We start from the raw sequence: 13,396 nt of genomic DNA, 5'->3' as shown, positions 1-13,396 counted from the left end.
ATCCGTAAGGGCCGATACGTATTGTTTGGTCAGCGTTACGGGGTGATCAACGCTTCCAGCGTTCTTCTCAGTAATGCGGGATCCTTGCCGCAGATTTTGACGCGCTTGTGCCGCGAGGTTTCTCCCGAGACGATCTCCACCGCCGATCTGGCGACATCAAAACGTTCGGCCAGAAATTCCCGGCACAGCTTGTTGGCTGCGCCATCCACCGGCGGCGAGGTCAGGCGGATCTTCAGGGCATTGTCCTGGATGCCGCACACCTCGTTCTTGGATGCCCGTGGCTGGATGTGAAGGGTAAGGATGATGCCTCCGTCCGTATCAGCACAGAGGGGCGGGTCAGCTTTGCTCATCGCCGGAGAGTTGACGGGCGTAGCTGTCCAGAAGGGCTTTGAGGCTGATCTCGAACTGGACTTTCTGGCGGCGGACCTCTTCGATGCGGGCCTTGAGATCGCCCAACTGCCGTTCGGCATCCATCACGATCCGTTCGGCCCTGAGTTCGGCTTCGGAAATGAGCAGCGACGCCTCTTTCTGGGCATTGGCCTTCATCTCCTCGGTGATCCGCTGGGCGGCCAGCATGGTTTCGCGGAGGTCCTTCTCCTTCTCGCCCATCTCGGCCATCTCCCGGTTATGACGGGCCTGCTGCTCTTTCAGTTCGTTATTTTCGCGGAGCAGGTTTTCCATTTCCGAGGCGACGGATTGCAGGAAGGCGTCCACATCTTCCGGGTCCAGGCCTCCCAGCATCTTGCCTTTGAACTGCTGCTGCTGGATATCGAGCGGGGTGATCTTCATCGCTGGTTAACCTCTCAATTTGAGTGACATGCTGGCCGTCATGAGGTACTGGTAGGCGGTATCCAATACCACGATCTGCAGTACGTAGATCAGGGCAAAGGCCACCAAGGGTGACAGATCGAGCATGCCGGTGTCGGGCATGTGGCGTCTGATCCGGCGCAGGAGCGGGTCGGTGACGCGGTAGATGAAGTTGACGATCGGGTTGTAGGGATCGGCATTCACCCACGAGATGATCACACTGGCCAGCAGGATGTACTTGTAGATGGTCAAAAGGCCGTTGCCCAGTTCCACGATCTTGGCCAGGGCCAGGAGTATGTTTGCAAAGAGTACCACGTCTGATCGCTCCGTATGGTGCCCGGTCGGCATTATTTTAGAAGATAAACGGGCTAGAATATGCCTTAAAGTACGTGTAATGTCAAAGCAGAAAGACAGATGCTTGTCAGGGGGCTGTGAGTCTGGTATAAACAGCTCCGGTAAAGGCGGCGCATCCAGGCCGCCTTCTTTTTATGGCGAGGTGTGACGATGAATGAGTACCGGGAATACCTTGAGAGCGCCGTGACGGCGGCCCTGGCGGCGGGAAGTTTCCAGCGCCACCGTTTCGCGTCCCGTCTGGAGATCGACCTGAAGGGTGACAAGAACCTGGTGACCGAGGTGGATCGGGAGTCTGAACGGCTGATCGTGGAACACCTCCTGGTCCGTTTTCCGGGCCACACCATTATTGCGGAAGAGGGGGAGTATCCGCCGGGGGACTCCCGGTTCCGCTGGATCATCGATCCCCTGGACGGTACGACCAACTACGCCCACGGCTTCCCCTGGTTCTGCGTTTCCATCGCAGTGGAGGTGGAGGGGGAGCTGGCGGCGGGCGTGATCTATAACCCCCTGTCCAACGAACTCTTCACGGCCGCAAAGGGGGGCGGTGCCTACATGAACGGCCGCCGTTTACGGGTTTCCGCCAACGCTCCCCTCAAGAACACCCTGCTGGGCACCGGTTTTCCCTATGACTGCGCCACCGATCCGGCCAACAACTTCGCCAGCTTCGTCGCCTTCCAGAAGGCGGCCCGCGGCATCCGCCGGGCCGGCGCCGCCGCTCTGGACCTGGCCTTTGTCGCCGCCGGCCGTCTGGACGGTTTCTGGGAACTGAAGCTCAAACCGTGGGACGTGGCCGCCGGGGTCCTGCTGGTCCGCGAAGCCGGGGGGATGGTGACCACCTTCGACGGCTCGGCCTATGACGTCTTCAATGACCGCATCCTGGCCAGCAACGGTTTGATCCACGACGACATGACGGCCCTGCTCGCCGCGTCGGCTGCGGGGACCGCCCCATGACGCGCAAACGGACCGCACTGCTGCTCTCCGCCCTTGTCCTGCCCGGCTTGGGGCAACTCTACCTCGGCCGCAAAGTGGCGGGCATCGCCATCATCATGGTGCTCAACCTGCTCCTGCTCTTGGCGTTGTTCGTGGTGTTGAAGGGGCTCGGGCCGGTGATCGCCGCCAAGGTGACCGCCGGTGCGGTTACGGTCTCGCCCCGCGAGGCCATGACGGCCTTGAAGGGGGTCTCCGGTTTCGGAAAGGGATTATTGGTCGCGTTTGCCTTGGTGTGGGCCTTTTCCATTGCCGATGTCCTGCGCTGCCGCGTCGGGGAATGATTGCGTGATGCCCCTGTTTCCTGAGTGTGTCGTTTATACAACATTCCGATTGACAAACAACGTTATTTTGTGAGAAATTCAAGAATATTTACTTATTACGAGAGCAAATGCACGGCACGTGCGACATCGGGGATAACATGATTCATGCGCAGGTCATCGGCAGCGGGGCGTATTCACCGGAACGGGTGGTTAAAAACGAGTTTTTCGAGGATCTGGTGCCGAACGCCGACGAATGGGTGTTTTCCCGCACCGGCATCCGTGAGCGCCGGTTCGCCCGAGAGGATCAGGCGACCTCCGACCTGGCGACCATTGCCGCACGGCAGGCCCTGGAGGCGGCCGGTATCGACGCCTCCGAGATAGACTGTCTTGTAGTGGGCACCTCGACGCCGGACATGATCCTGCCCGCAACGGCCTGTATCGTCCAGCACAACATCGGCGCCACCAATGCCTTCGCCTTTGATGTCAATTCGGTGTGCAGCAGTTTTGTCTATGCCCTGGAAGTGGCCGATAATTTCATCAAGTGCGGCAAGTACAAGACGGTGATGGCCATCGGCGCGGACACCTACTCCAAGATCCTCGATTTCGAGGACAAGTCCTCCTGCCCGTTGTTCGGCGATGGCGCCGGGGCGGCGATCCTGAGGGCCACCGAAGAGGACAAGGGGGTGCTCTGCACCTACATGCGCAGCGACGGCAGCGGCTGGCCACTGATCCAGGTTCCCTCCTCCGGTTCGCGCAAACCGGTCACCGCCGAGACCATCGCCGCCCACGAGAATACCTTCAAGATGGCCGGCAAACAGGTCTATATCTTCGCCACCGAGGTGATCCCCGAGATTATCGTGGAGATCTGCAAGAGGGGCGGCATCCAGGTCTCGGATATCGACTATATCATCCCGCACCAGGCCAACGTGCGCATGATCGATTTCATCGCCAAGAAATGCGGCTATCCCAAGGAACGTTTTCTCCTGAATCTGGACCGGTGCGGCAATACCTCGGCCGCCTCGGTGGCCCTGGTGCTCGACGAAAACCTGCGCAACGGCACCATCAAGCCGGGCAATCTGGTCCTGACCATGGGCTTTGGCGGCGGCCTCTCCTGGGGCGGCCTGCTGATCAGGTTCTGATGTCGACCGCGCAGAGCGTCTGACGTCACCCCCATCGAGCAAAGCCACCGCGTTCTGGTGGCTTTGCTTATTTGGCCCCATGGTGTAACCTTTTAGCTGTCCCGGCCGTCTAATGTGCAGAAAACGGGCACAGCCGAGCCGGGATGGTGCGAAAAGGGATTTCCCATACAACTTCGTATCGTACCGCGTGCAATGACCAGGAATATTTCGACAATTGTGACCAATGTGCCAGAGCAGCATTCCGACGAGAGCCTGATCAGCGCCACCCTTGCGGGCGACGATGGGGCCTATGCACTGTTGGTCACCCGCTACAAGCGGCGCATCTTCGGACTGGCCGCGCGTTTTGCCCGTGACAACGACGAGTTGGAAGACATTTGCCAGGAGGTATTCATCAAGGCCTTTGAAAACCTGGCGTCGTTCCGGCACGACGCCCCCTTTGAGCACTGGTTGACGCGCATTGCCGTGCGGGCCAGCCACGATGCGCTCCGCCGCCGGCGGCGCGAAAAGGGGCAAAGCGGTTTCGACGACTATGTGTTCGAGGTGCGGGACGCTGCCGCCGAGGCGCGTCACGAGGCGCGCGAGGCCCGTGATCTTCTGAAGTGGGCGTTCACACGCCTCAAGGCGGAAGAGCGGATCGTCATCACCCTGCTGGAGTTGGAGGGGCATTCGGTACGGGAAATTTCGGTATTGACGGGATGGAGCGAAACAAACGTGAAGGTTCGTGCCCATCGGGCGCGTCAGGTGTTGAAGCGGGTACTGGAGGAAAGCAATGAACCATAACGCGGATGAAAGATTGGACCGGCTTTTTGCGGCGGCGCGTACCGTACCGGTGGACACCTCCGCCCTGGAAGATCATTTCGAAACCAGGCTGATGGCCAGGTTAGGGGAGCGGCGCAGGGAGGTCATCCCGTGGTATGCGGTGATGTGGCGCATGGTGCCGCTGTTCGCCGTTCTGGTGGCCGTCATCGCGGTGTACGGCACCAACTTCGGGCCGTCGCCCTCCGGCGACCTGTTTGCGGCCATCAGTTCCAGTCAGGAAGAGTATCTGGCGCAGAACATCCTGACGGGGGAATGATATGAAGAATTTCAAGGCGATAGCGGGAATCCTGGTGGTGTTCCTCCTCGGTGCCGCGGGTGGGGCTGTGGTCACCTATCTGGTTCAGAAAGCCCATTTTGAACAATCCGTCATCGGCACTCACAAGATACGGGAAGAGGTCGTCGTAGAGCGGCTCACCAAGATGCTTGGCCTGGACAGCAGCCAGCAGGAGCAGGTCAAGGCCATCACCCATGAAACCCATGAGGGGATCGGCGCGCTGAAAAAACAGATTCGTCCCCAAATCGAGGCCCTGCTCACGAGGGGGCAAGGGCGCATAGAGGCGGTGTTGCGGCCGGACCAGCGGGAAAAGTTCCTAAAGCTCGTCGCCGATTGGGAGGCGCGCAAGAACCAGAAGGGCGAACGGAACCGCAATTGAACACTACCGTTTCAAGCCGCCGACCCCCCCGCCGGCTGCAAACGGGGCAAGCCCTGCCGAGGTAAACAATGCCTGCACTTCATGGTGCGGGCATTTCTGTTTCCACCCCCCGTGGAAACTGTCCGCCGCCAGCAGAACCCCGCCCGGCGCGAGCAGGTGCGCCAGGTTCTCCACGACCTCCCTGATCTCCCCCGGTTGGTTGATGATCGGCCCCCCCAGGAGCCCGTTGCAGAGGATGAGTTCGAAGCGCTGCCGCTCCGGGGGCAGGGCCAGGAGGTCGGCCTGCCGGAAGGAGAGGTGCCGCTCCGCGCCGCCGGCGAATACCGGTGCCGCCCACTCCCGGAAGGCGCCCTGCCGCATCGGGTCGTGGGGACAGGCGGCATGGGCCGCGGCCCACACCTCCAACGGATCGACGGTCCACCCCTCAACCCGAAAGCCCCCCGGCGTCACGCCGTGCTCAAGTAACAGCCGCGCCAGGCCATAGGTAGCGGCGCCGTCGCCGCAGGCGGCATCCAGGCAGCGCACCGGTTGTTCCCCTGCCGGGCGCCGTTCCAGCCAGCGCCGGATGACGGCGGTCTGCTCCGGGTAGCGCTCCATGGCCCCCCCGTAGAACCGTTTCGGCATGCCGGACCAGAAAAGGTAGTTCCTGCGCGCCTCACTATCTGCCACCAGCCGTTGCAGCAGACGGGCCGGGGTCGTGCAGGCGGAGAGGAGCGGCGGCAGGAGAGACGCCACGCCGGCCCAACTGAGCGCGTCGCGGAAAACCCCGGCGGCAGGCGGCGTCGGGCAGCTGAGGGCGGCCCGCTGGAAGCGGTTAAAGATCGGCCGCACAAAGGCCAGGGGGAACCAGAGTTCGCTCTGGTAGTGGATTTCGGGGGTCGGGCAGAGGCCGGGGGCAGGCCAGGGGGGCGGACAGAATGCGGCACAGGCAGCGGACATACGCCGGAGCCGCTCCAGGTCGGGCTGGATAGGGACGGGGTCGAGCTGGGACGGGATGAGCCTTTCGAGACGGCAATCGGCAACCCCGGGGTCAAGGGACGGGGTAAAATGGAGCATCAATAATCCTATAAAAACAGTCCACCACAAAGACACAAAGAACACAAAGAATGGCTTCAGTTGGTTATATGATAATTTCGTAATTGGCTGGACTTACTTTTTGGGTGAATACCTTCTCGTCGCCAACCCTGTGAATCCTTTGTGCTCTTTGTGCCTTTGTGGTTAATAATGACCGTCTTTAGGATAGCTGTTGAGCGGTCGGTACAGGGTGTCCCGTTCCACGGGGGTCCGGCCGGCCTTGCCGATCATGCGGATGATGCCCTCCTTGGTCAGGGACTGGGGGCTCCGGGCCCCGGCGTCGTGGCCGATCTTCTCCTCCACCACGGTGCCGTCCAGGTCGTTGACCCCGAAGGCCAGTGCGACCTGGGCGATCTTTTCCCCCAGCATGACCCAGTAGGCCTTGATGTGCTTGAAGTTGTCCAGGAAGATGCGGGCAACGGCCAGGGTCTTCAGGTCATCCAGTCCCGAGGTCCCCTTGATGTTCAGTTTCAGGTCCGAATTCTCCGGCTGGAAGGCCAGGGGGATGAAGGCCTGGAAGCCGCCGGTCCGGTCCTGCAACTCCCGCAGGAGTTCCATGTGCCGGACCCGGTCGGCCGGCCCTTCCACATGGCCGTAGAGCATGGTGGCGTTGGTCTTCAGTCCGGCCTGGTGGGCCAGGCGGATGATCTCCAGCCAGCGGGCCCCGGAGATCTTTTCCGGGCAGATCTTCTGGCGGACCTCCTCCACCAGGATCTCGGCGCCGCCCCCCGGCATGGAGCCGAGCCCGGCGGCCTTGAGCCGCTCGAAGACCTGCTCGATGGTCAGCCCGGAGATGCGTCCGAAATAGTCGATCTCCACGGCGGTAAAGGCCTTGATGTGCAGGGTTGGCGCGACCTGGCGGATGGCGTTCAGCACGCGCTCGTAGTGTTCGAAGGGGAGATCGGGGTGGAGCCCGCCGACGATATGCACCTCGGTGGCGCCTTCTTCTTCGGCCTGCTTGGCCTTGCGGCACATGTCCTCCAGGGCCAGGGTATAGGCCCCCTCGTCCCCCGGCGTACGGGAGAAGGCGCAGAAAGCGCAACGGTTGACGCAGATGTTGGTCGGGTTGATGTGGCGGTTGACGTTGAAGAAGACGTTTTTGCCGTTCTTGCGTTCGTTGGCCAGGGCCGCCAGTTCTCCGATGGCCAAGAGGTCGTTGGAGTTGAAGAGGAACAGCGCCTCATCGGCGCTGATGCGCTGGTCGGCGCGGACTTTTGCGGCTATGCTCTCAAAGCTGCTCATGGGGAAACCTTTTCTAGTGATAACGGATGGGGTGACATTACCCTGAATCCATGACGCTTCCATGCCTCCGTTTGTCCGAGAGGCCTCTGCCTCTGCATAAAGGCAGACAACCGACCGTCCGATGGAGGACCGGCGTGGTGAGTGGCTTGCTGCGACACGGGCGGCGTGCGGGCTCCGGCTCTTCCGGCCACGAAGGCTGTCAGCGCCACGGATTCAGGATTACACTTTACGCTCCAGCAGCGCCACGGCGTGGGCGGAGATCCCCTCGCCGGTTCCGGTGAAGCCGAGGCCCTCCTCGGTGGTGGCCTTGACATTGATCCGTCCCAGGTCGGCGTGGAGCACGCGGGCGATGTTCTCCCGCATCCCGGCGATGTGGGGCGCCATCTTGGGCCGCTGGGCGATGATGGTGGCGTCCAGGTTGCCGAGCCGGTAGCCGCTGCGGTCGGCGACCGTCATGACGTGCGCCAGCAGTTTGAGGCTGTCCGCCCCCTCGAAGGCCGGGTCGGTATCCGGGAAGTGCTTGCCGATATCACCCTCGCCGATGGCGCCCAGAATGGCGTCGGCGATGGCGTGCAGCAGGACGTCGGCATCGGAATGCCCCAGAAGCCCCTTCTCCCAGGGGATCTCCACCCCCCCCATGATCAGTTTTCTTCCCTCCACCAGGCGGTGGACGTCATAACCGTGCCCTATGCGCATACAGCCAAACCTCTCTGTCGTTTATTCCGCTTTCAGATCCCGCGCCATCAGTTCTGTGACCGCCTCGCGGGCCGGTTTGTCCTCGTGGAGGATCTGGTAGGTCTTCTCGACGATCGGCATCTCCACCCCCAGGCGCAGGGCGAGTTGGTGGACCGATTCCGCCGTCTTGACCCCTTCAGCCACCATGCGCATCTCCCCCAGGATGTCGGCCAGCCGCATCCCCTGGCCGAGCTTGAAGCCGACGGTGCGGTTGCGGGAGAGGTCGCCGGTGCAGGTCAGGACCAGGTCGCCCATGCCGGCCAGGCCGGCGAAGGTTGCCGGCTGCGCTCCCATGGCGCGCCCCAGCCGGTTCATCTCCGCCAGGCCGCGGGTGATCAGGGCGGCGCGGGCATTGTGGCCGAAGCCGAGGCCGTCGCAGATGCCGGCGGCAATGGCGATCACGTTCTTGACCGCCCCCCCCAGCTCCACGCCGGTCACGTCGTTGTTGGTATAGACCCGGAACTGGGGGCTGCTGAAGGCCGCCTGCATGCGCCGGGCGTTGGCCTCGACGCGGGATGCGGCTACGATCAGCGACGGGAGTTCCTGGGCCACCTCCCGGGCAAAGGTCGGCCCCGACAGGGCCACATAACCCTCGGCCGCTTCCGGCGGCAGCAGTTGGCCGCAGATCTGGGAGACGGTCTGGAGCGTCTCCAGCTCGATCCCCTTGGAGGCGTTGGCGATAACGGTCCCGCCGCCGATGGCGGGGGCAATCTGTTTCAGTACCCCCCGCATGACCTGCACGGGGGTCACCAGCAGGATGATGCCGCGGCCGTCGATGGCCCCGCGGAGATCCCCGGTTGCAACCAGCTTCGGCTGCAACGGGATGCCGGAAAGGTACAGGGAGTTGGTGTGGGCGGTGTTGATCTCCCGGACCAACTCCTTCTCGTAGGCCCACAGGAGGACATCGTGGTCGTTGGCCGCCAGGCGGTTGGCCAGCGCCGTTCCCCAACTCCCGCCGCCGATGACGGCTATCTGCTCGCTTTTACTCTTCATCGTTGGTATAGCCTTCCTCCAGTCGCAAGTCGTACCCTTCGGCCAGGGCCTGGCGGGCCGTATCCACGCTATCCAGCACCAGGCGCCGGATAAAGGGATGGCGGCTCTCGGGCAGGAAGCCTCCCACCAGGCTTAAGGCCGTGGCCAGGGTGCGCTGGACCGCGTCGTCCTCGCTGCCGGTCTGTTGCATGTAGTCGGCGGTCAAAAGCAACCGCTTGATGATCTCGGCGCGACGCGGAATGACCATCTCGTCGCAGAACAGGTTGATCTCGGCCTCCAGGGCCTCCGCCGTCACACCCTCCACGCCGTCCTTCTCCTCCAGGGCCATGAAACGCTCGGCGGCGTCGTAGACGGCCGGTTCGGACAGGATCCACCCTTCCAGGCTCGGGTCGTCCAGCAACTCGTTACTGGTCATGACGTAGCCGGGGATCTTCTCGACGATGCCGTCCAGGTGGTTCAGGCTGAAACGGGGGATGTAGGCCTCGGGTTTGAGGGAATCGGGCCGGAACAGGCGCATGTCCACGTAAAAATCGGGCGGCAGGTAGAAACCCTGTTCGCGGCTGCGGTGGAGGGCTTCCCGCAGGGAGGCCAGGGCGTAGCCGGGATCGACCGGGAGCAGCATCTCGCCGTTGATCAGGTCCTTGAGTACGAGGTTGTATTCCTTCTCGTCCCGCATGCGATAGCTGACCGCGTTCAGGAGCCCGTCGGACTCGCCCGTCAGGATGAGCAGGGCGGCGAAGGCGGAATCGTCCAGCTTCCAGGCGAACCAGAGCGACCGCGCGCCATAGAAGTCGATGGGACCGGCCTGGACATCGTGGAACGGGAGCGGCATGGGGAACGGTTGCGGCAGTTCCGTCGGCTCCTTGATGCCCAGGAAGGAGAGCCGCCGGATGCTGCGCCGGATCAGTTCGGCCACGTCGCCTTCGTGGCGCCGCTCGGCCCTGGTCAGCACGTCCAGCGCACAACCGCTCTTGATCCGTCCCAGCGCCAGGATGGCCTCCCGTACGATCTCGGGCCGTTCGAAGGAGAGCAGGATCTCGAGCAGGGTCACGGCGTCGGGGGAGTCGAGTTCGGCCAACCGGTGGATCATCCGTTCGCGGAAATCATCGGTGACATCCAGGAAGTTGTCGATGAAGCGCACCAGTCCCCGCTCGCCGTCCTTGAGGCAATCGTCGATGAACCCGTCCAGTGATGCGGCGCCGTATCCGGTCAAGGATGCGAAGGGGGGGGCGGTGACGTCGATGCCGCTGTCGTGCAGCAGGTCCAGAAGGGCCAGCTTGCCGTCCTCTTCCAGGTCCTTGCGCTGGATGGTGATCTGGATCAACTGATCCATCCAGGCCGATGCGTCAAAAAAGTCCAGCATGCAGGTGTAGCGGTAGATGGCGGTGCCGTTGTGTTCCTGCCACAGTTTGCGGACCAGCGGGTTGAGCGCGCGTTTGCCCGATTTCTGCAGGCGTCGGCCGATGCGCTCCATCTGGTCGCCGGTCAGGTCGTCCCGTTTGAGAAAATCCAGAAGGCGTATGATGCGCCGCCGTTCCCGCAGGGATTTGTCAATTTTCAAAGCTCTGGTCATAATATTTTTATCTTACCACGGAGGGCAGAGAGGCAACAGAGGAACATCTGAGGAATTCCCTACTACAAGAATTGTTCTCGCTTTGTTCGTTCCCTTTTCCTTTTCTCCGTGTCCCTCTGTGTCCTCAGTGGTGAATGCTGTTCAGCCGTTACTCGGTTTCTTCGTTGCTTTCGTCCGTCCCGTCCTCGAGATCGTCCTCTTCCTTCTCGGCCAGTTTGGCCACGGCCACGACCTTTTCCTTCTCCTCGGTGGTGATCAGGCGCACCCCCTGGGTGTTGCGGCCGATCACCGAGAAGCCGGAGACCGGAACCCGCAGGATCTTGCCGTTGTCGGTGATGACCATCAGGTCGTTGTCGTCGGCTACCTGCATGACGTTGACCACGCTGCCGTTGCGCTCGGTGGTCTTGATGGTGATGATCCCCTTGCCGCCCCTGCTCTGGTCGCGGTACTCGTCCAGGTCGGTGCGCTTGCCGTAGCCATTTTCGCAGACCGTGAAGATGGTCGAGCCGACGGCGGTGTTGTCCACGATCTCCATGCCGATCACCCGGTCGTCGTCGGACAGGTTCATGCCGCGCACGCCCCGGGTGACGCGCCCCATGGAGCGGGCATCACCTTCGTTGAAGCGGATGGCCTTGCCGTTCTTGGATGCCAGGAAGACATCCTTGCTGCCGTCGGTCAGGGCCACGGAGATCAGGCGGTCGCCGTCGTCCAGCTTGACGGCGATGATGCCGCCACTGCGCACGTTGGAGTATTCGATCAGCGGCGTCTTCTTGACCACGCCGTTACGGGTGGCCATGAACAGGAAGGTGTCTTCGCTGAACTCCTTGACCGGCAGGATGGTGGTGATCTTTTCGTCCATGGCCACATTCACCAGGTTGACCACCGCCTTGCCCTTGGTGGTGCGGCTTCCCTCGGGGATCTCATAGACCTTGAGCCAGTACATGCGGCCGGCATCGGTAAAGCAGAGCAGGTAGTCCTTGGTGGAGGCGATGAAGAGTTGTTCGACGAAATCCTCTTCCTTGGTCTTCATGCCGGTCTTGCCCTTGCCGCCGCGCCGTTGCGAGCGGTACAGGTCCACGGCGCTGCGCTTGATGTAGCCGGTATGGGAGATGGTCACCACCATCTCCTCATCCTCGATGGTGTCTTCGAGGGAGATGTCGGCGGTCTTGTCCACGATCTCGGAGCGGCGCTTGTCGCCGAACTTGTCGCGGATCTCGGTCAGCTCGGCCACGATGATCTTGAGGATCTCGGCGTCGGAAGCCAATATCTCCCGCAGGCGGGTGATGAAGGCCAGCACGTCCTCGTATTCGGAAACGATCTTGTCCCGTTCCAAGCCGGTCAGGCGTTGCAGGCGCATCTCCAGGATGGCCTGGGCCTGGATATCGCTCAGCTGCACCGCATTCTCATAGCCGGCCGGCCGGGGCAGGTCGAGGCGTTTCAGGTATTCCGGGTCGGCGAACCGGCCCTCCATCAGCCCCTGCTTGGCCTCGGGCGGGGTCTTGGACTCGCGGATCAGTTCAATGACCGCGTCCAGCCAGTCCAGGGCGATCTTGAGGCCTTCCAGGATATGGGCTCGGGCCAGGGCCTTCTTCAACTCGAAGTTGGTGCGGCGGGTGACCACCTCGCGGCGGTGATCGACGAAACAGTCCATCATCTCCCGCAGGGTCAGCACCCTCGGGCGGTTGTGGACGATGGCGATCATGATGATGCCGAAGGAGGTCTGCAACTGGGTGTGTTTGTAGAGCTGGTTCAGCAGCACCTCGGCGTTTTCGTCCCGTTTGACCTCGATGACGATCCGCATCCCCTCGCGGTCCGACTCGTCGCGGAGATCGGTGATCCCCTCGATCCTCTTCTCCTTGACCATGTCGGCGATGCTGGAGACCAGCTTGGACTTGTTGACCTGGTAGGGGATCTCGGTGATGATGATCGACTGGCGTTCCGATTTTTTCTGGACCTCCACATGGGCCTTGGCGCGGATCTGGATGATGCCGCGGCCGGTGGCGTAGGCGTCCCTGATCCCTTGGCGGCCGTAGATGGTCGCGCCGGTGGGGAAATCGGGCCCGGGCACCATCTCCAGCAGCTCCTCGAAGCTCGTCTCCGGGTTGTGGATCACGGCGATGATGCCGTCGATGATCTCCATCAGGTTGTGTGGCGGTATGTTGGTGGCCATGCCGACGGCGATGCCGGCGGAACCGTTGACCAGCAGGTTGGGGAACTTGGAGGGCAGGACCGTCGGCTCCATCAACTCGTCGTTGTAGTTGGGCGCCATGTTGACGGTCTCTTTGTCCAGGTCGGCCAGGAGCTCGTGGGTAAGCTGGCGCAGACGGATCTCGGTGTAGCGCATGGCCGCCGGGGAATCGCCGTCCACCGAACCGAAGTTGCCCTGGCCCTCGACCAGCATGTAGCGCAGCGAGAAATCCTGGGCCATGCGGACGATGGTGTCATAGGCGGCCGTGTCGCCGTGGGGGTGATACTTGCCGATAACGTCGCCGACCACGCGGGCCGATTTTTTGTAAGGCTTGTTGTATTCGTTGCCCATGTCGTACATGGCGTACAGACAGCGCCGGTGGACCGGCTTGAGTCCGTCGCGCACGTCAGGCAGCGCGCGGCCGATGATGACCGACATGGCGTAATCCATGTAGGAGCGTTTCATTTCGTCTTCGATGTTGACGGATATCTTGTTTTGCGGCGTGGTGGGATCGTTGATCATTGATTCCTCTTTCAGTGGCTTCTATTTACCCGACGGTTCAGCGCTTT

General features: G+C 62.1%; 15 protein-coding genes. 6 read left to right on the top strand and 9 right to left on the bottom strand.

From position 1 onward, the window contains the following. Positions 1–35: 35 nt before the first annotated feature. From ET418_RS10750 to ET418_RS10740, 3 genes are read right to left on the bottom strand one after another with little or no spacing between them, the layout of a single operon-like run. A complete protein-coding gene (locus ET418_RS10750) occupies positions 36–350 on the bottom strand; it encodes a DUF167 domain-containing protein (RefSeq protein WP_149307622.1) in 315 nt (104 codons plus the stop codon). Continuing rightward, the gene (locus tag ET418_RS10745; protein ID WP_149307621.1) at positions 337–789 is read right to left on the bottom strand and encodes a DivIVA domain-containing protein; all 453 of its coding nucleotides are present in this window, start codon (positions 787–789) and stop codon (positions 337–339) included. The genes ET418_RS10750 and ET418_RS10745 overlap by 14 nt, the downstream gene beginning before the upstream one ends. A gap of 6 nt (positions 790–795) precedes the next feature. After that, on the bottom strand, positions 796–1,122 hold the full coding sequence (locus tag ET418_RS10740; protein WP_149307620.1) for a YggT family protein: 327 nt from the start codon (positions 1,120–1,122) through the stop codon (positions 796–798). Between the two features lie 189 nt (positions 1,123–1,311). Between ET418_RS10740 and ET418_RS10735 the strand changes: the two genes are divergently transcribed. The 6 genes from ET418_RS10735 (at position 1,312) to ET418_RS10710 (ending at position 5,022) form a co-directional block, all read left to right on the top strand. Continuing rightward, positions 1,312–2,112, top strand: coding sequence for an inositol monophosphatase family protein (locus tag ET418_RS10735; RefSeq protein ID WP_149307619.1), 801 nt, complete (start codon positions 1,312–1,314; stop codon positions 2,110–2,112). After that, positions 2,109–2,432, top strand: coding sequence for a hypothetical protein (locus ET418_RS10730; RefSeq protein ID WP_149307618.1), 324 nt, complete (start codon positions 2,109–2,111; stop codon positions 2,430–2,432). Before ET418_RS10735 ends, ET418_RS10730 begins: the two co-directional genes overlap by 4 nt. Positions 2,433–2,569: 137 nt before the next feature. Beyond that, positions 2,570–3,550 carry a beta-ketoacyl-ACP synthase III gene (locus ET418_RS10725; protein ID WP_149307617.1) on the top strand — a complete coding sequence of 327 codons (981 nt, stop codon included), beginning with the start codon at positions 2,570–2,572 and terminating at the stop codon, positions 3,548–3,550. A 216-nt stretch (positions 3,551–3,766) separates the two neighbouring features. Continuing rightward, a complete protein-coding gene (locus tag ET418_RS10720) occupies positions 3,767–4,330 on the top strand; it encodes an RNA polymerase sigma factor (protein WP_149307616.1) in 564 nt (187 codons plus the stop codon). Beyond that, positions 4,320–4,625, top strand: a complete 306-nt coding sequence (locus tag ET418_RS10715; RefSeq protein ID WP_149307615.1) for a hypothetical protein — start codon at positions 4,320–4,322, stop codon at positions 4,623–4,625. The genes ET418_RS10720 and ET418_RS10715 overlap by 11 nt, the downstream gene beginning before the upstream one ends. A 1-nt stretch (position 4,626) precedes the next feature. Next, the gene (locus tag ET418_RS10710; RefSeq protein ID WP_149307614.1) at positions 4,627–5,022 is read left to right on the top strand and encodes a hypothetical protein; all 396 of its coding nucleotides are present in this window, start codon (positions 4,627–4,629) and stop codon (positions 5,020–5,022) included. Positions 5,023–5,025: 3 nt separating this feature from the next. On the opposite strand, the gene ET418_RS10705 is transcribed toward ET418_RS10710, so the two are convergent. The 6 genes from ET418_RS10705 to gyrA form a co-directional block, all read right to left on the bottom strand. Beyond that, positions 5,026–6,078 (bottom strand): class I SAM-dependent methyltransferase, encoded by a 1,053-nt coding sequence (locus ET418_RS10705; RefSeq protein WP_149307613.1) that lies wholly within the window; start codon positions 6,076–6,078, stop codon positions 5,026–5,028. Between the two features lie 162 nt (positions 6,079–6,240). Next, entirely contained in the window at positions 6,241–7,338 is a 1,098-nt protein-coding gene (gene mqnE, locus ET418_RS10700) for an aminofutalosine synthase MqnE (protein ID WP_149307612.1), read from the bottom strand. Positions 7,339–7,557: 219 nt separating this feature from the next. Next, complete coding sequence (gene ispF / locus ET418_RS10695; protein WP_149307611.1) at positions 7,558–8,034, bottom strand: 2-C-methyl-D-erythritol 2,4-cyclodiphosphate synthase; 477 nt, start codon at positions 8,032–8,034, stop codon at positions 7,558–7,560. A gap of 21 nt (positions 8,035–8,055) precedes the next feature. Next, the gene (locus ET418_RS10690; RefSeq protein ID WP_149307610.1) at positions 8,056–9,066 is read right to left on the bottom strand and encodes an NAD(P)H-dependent glycerol-3-phosphate dehydrogenase; all 1,011 of its coding nucleotides are present in this window, start codon (positions 9,064–9,066) and stop codon (positions 8,056–8,058) included. Beyond that, positions 9,056–10,639, bottom strand: coding sequence for a HEAT repeat domain-containing protein (locus ET418_RS10685; RefSeq protein WP_149307609.1), 1,584 nt, complete (start codon positions 10,637–10,639; stop codon positions 9,056–9,058). The genes ET418_RS10690 and ET418_RS10685 overlap by 11 nt, the downstream gene beginning before the upstream one ends. A gap of 148 nt (positions 10,640–10,787) precedes the next feature. Further along, positions 10,788–13,349, bottom strand: coding sequence for a DNA gyrase subunit A (gene gyrA, locus ET418_RS10680; RefSeq protein ID WP_149307608.1), 2,562 nt, complete (start codon positions 13,347–13,349; stop codon positions 10,788–10,790). Between the last annotated feature and the right edge of the window lie 47 nt (positions 13,350–13,396).

The organism is Oryzomonas rubra (assembly GCF_008369015.1).
GTDB classification, from domain to species: Bacteria; Desulfobacterota; Desulfuromonadia; order Geobacterales; family Pseudopelobacteraceae; genus Oryzomonas; species Oryzomonas japonica.
The sequence above is the reverse complement of the archived record's forward strand: the minus strand, read 5'-3'. Positions and strand labels throughout refer to the sequence as shown.

Excerpts from the sequence above, each read along its gene's own strand:
- ET418_RS10750 (WP_149307622.1), bottom strand. The coding sequence starts at position 350 with ATGAGCAAAGCTGACCCGCCCCTCTGTGCTGATACGGACGGAGGCATC.
- ET418_RS10745 (WP_149307621.1), bottom strand. The coding sequence starts at position 789 with ATGAAGATCACCCCGCTCGATATCCAGCAGCAGCAGTTCAAAGGCAAG.
- ET418_RS10735 (WP_149307619.1), top strand. The coding sequence starts at position 1,312 with ATGAATGAGTACCGGGAATACCTTGAGAGCGCCGTGACGGCGGCCCTG.
- ET418_RS10730 (WP_149307618.1), top strand. The coding sequence starts at position 2,109 with ATGACGCGCAAACGGACCGCACTGCTGCTCTCCGCCCTTGTCCTGCCC.
- ET418_RS10725 (WP_149307617.1), top strand. The coding sequence starts at position 2,570 with ATGATTCATGCGCAGGTCATCGGCAGCGGGGCGTATTCACCGGAACGG.
- ET418_RS10715 (WP_149307615.1), top strand. The coding sequence starts at position 4,320 with ATGAACCATAACGCGGATGAAAGATTGGACCGGCTTTTTGCGGCGGCG.
- ET418_RS10710 (WP_149307614.1), top strand. The coding sequence starts at position 4,627 with ATGAAGAATTTCAAGGCGATAGCGGGAATCCTGGTGGTGTTCCTCCTC.
- ET418_RS10705 (WP_149307613.1), bottom strand. The coding sequence starts at position 6,078 with ATGCTCCATTTTACCCCGTCCCTTGACCCCGGGGTTGCCGATTGCCGT.
- mqnE (WP_149307612.1), bottom strand. The coding sequence starts at position 7,338 with ATGAGCAGCTTTGAGAGCATAGCCGCAAAAGTCCGCGCCGACCAGCGC.
- ispF (WP_149307611.1), bottom strand. The coding sequence starts at position 8,034 with ATGCGCATAGGGCACGGTTATGACGTCCACCGCCTGGTGGAGGGAAGA.
- ET418_RS10690 (WP_149307610.1), bottom strand. The coding sequence starts at position 9,066 with ATGAAGAGTAAAAGCGAGCAGATAGCCGTCATCGGCGGCGGGAGTTGG.
- ET418_RS10685 (WP_149307609.1), bottom strand. The coding sequence starts at position 10,639 with ATGACCAGAGCTTTGAAAATTGACAAATCCCTGCGGGAACGGCGGCGC.
- gyrA (WP_149307608.1), bottom strand. The coding sequence starts at position 13,349 with ATGATCAACGATCCCACCACGCCGCAAAACAAGATATCCGTCAACATC.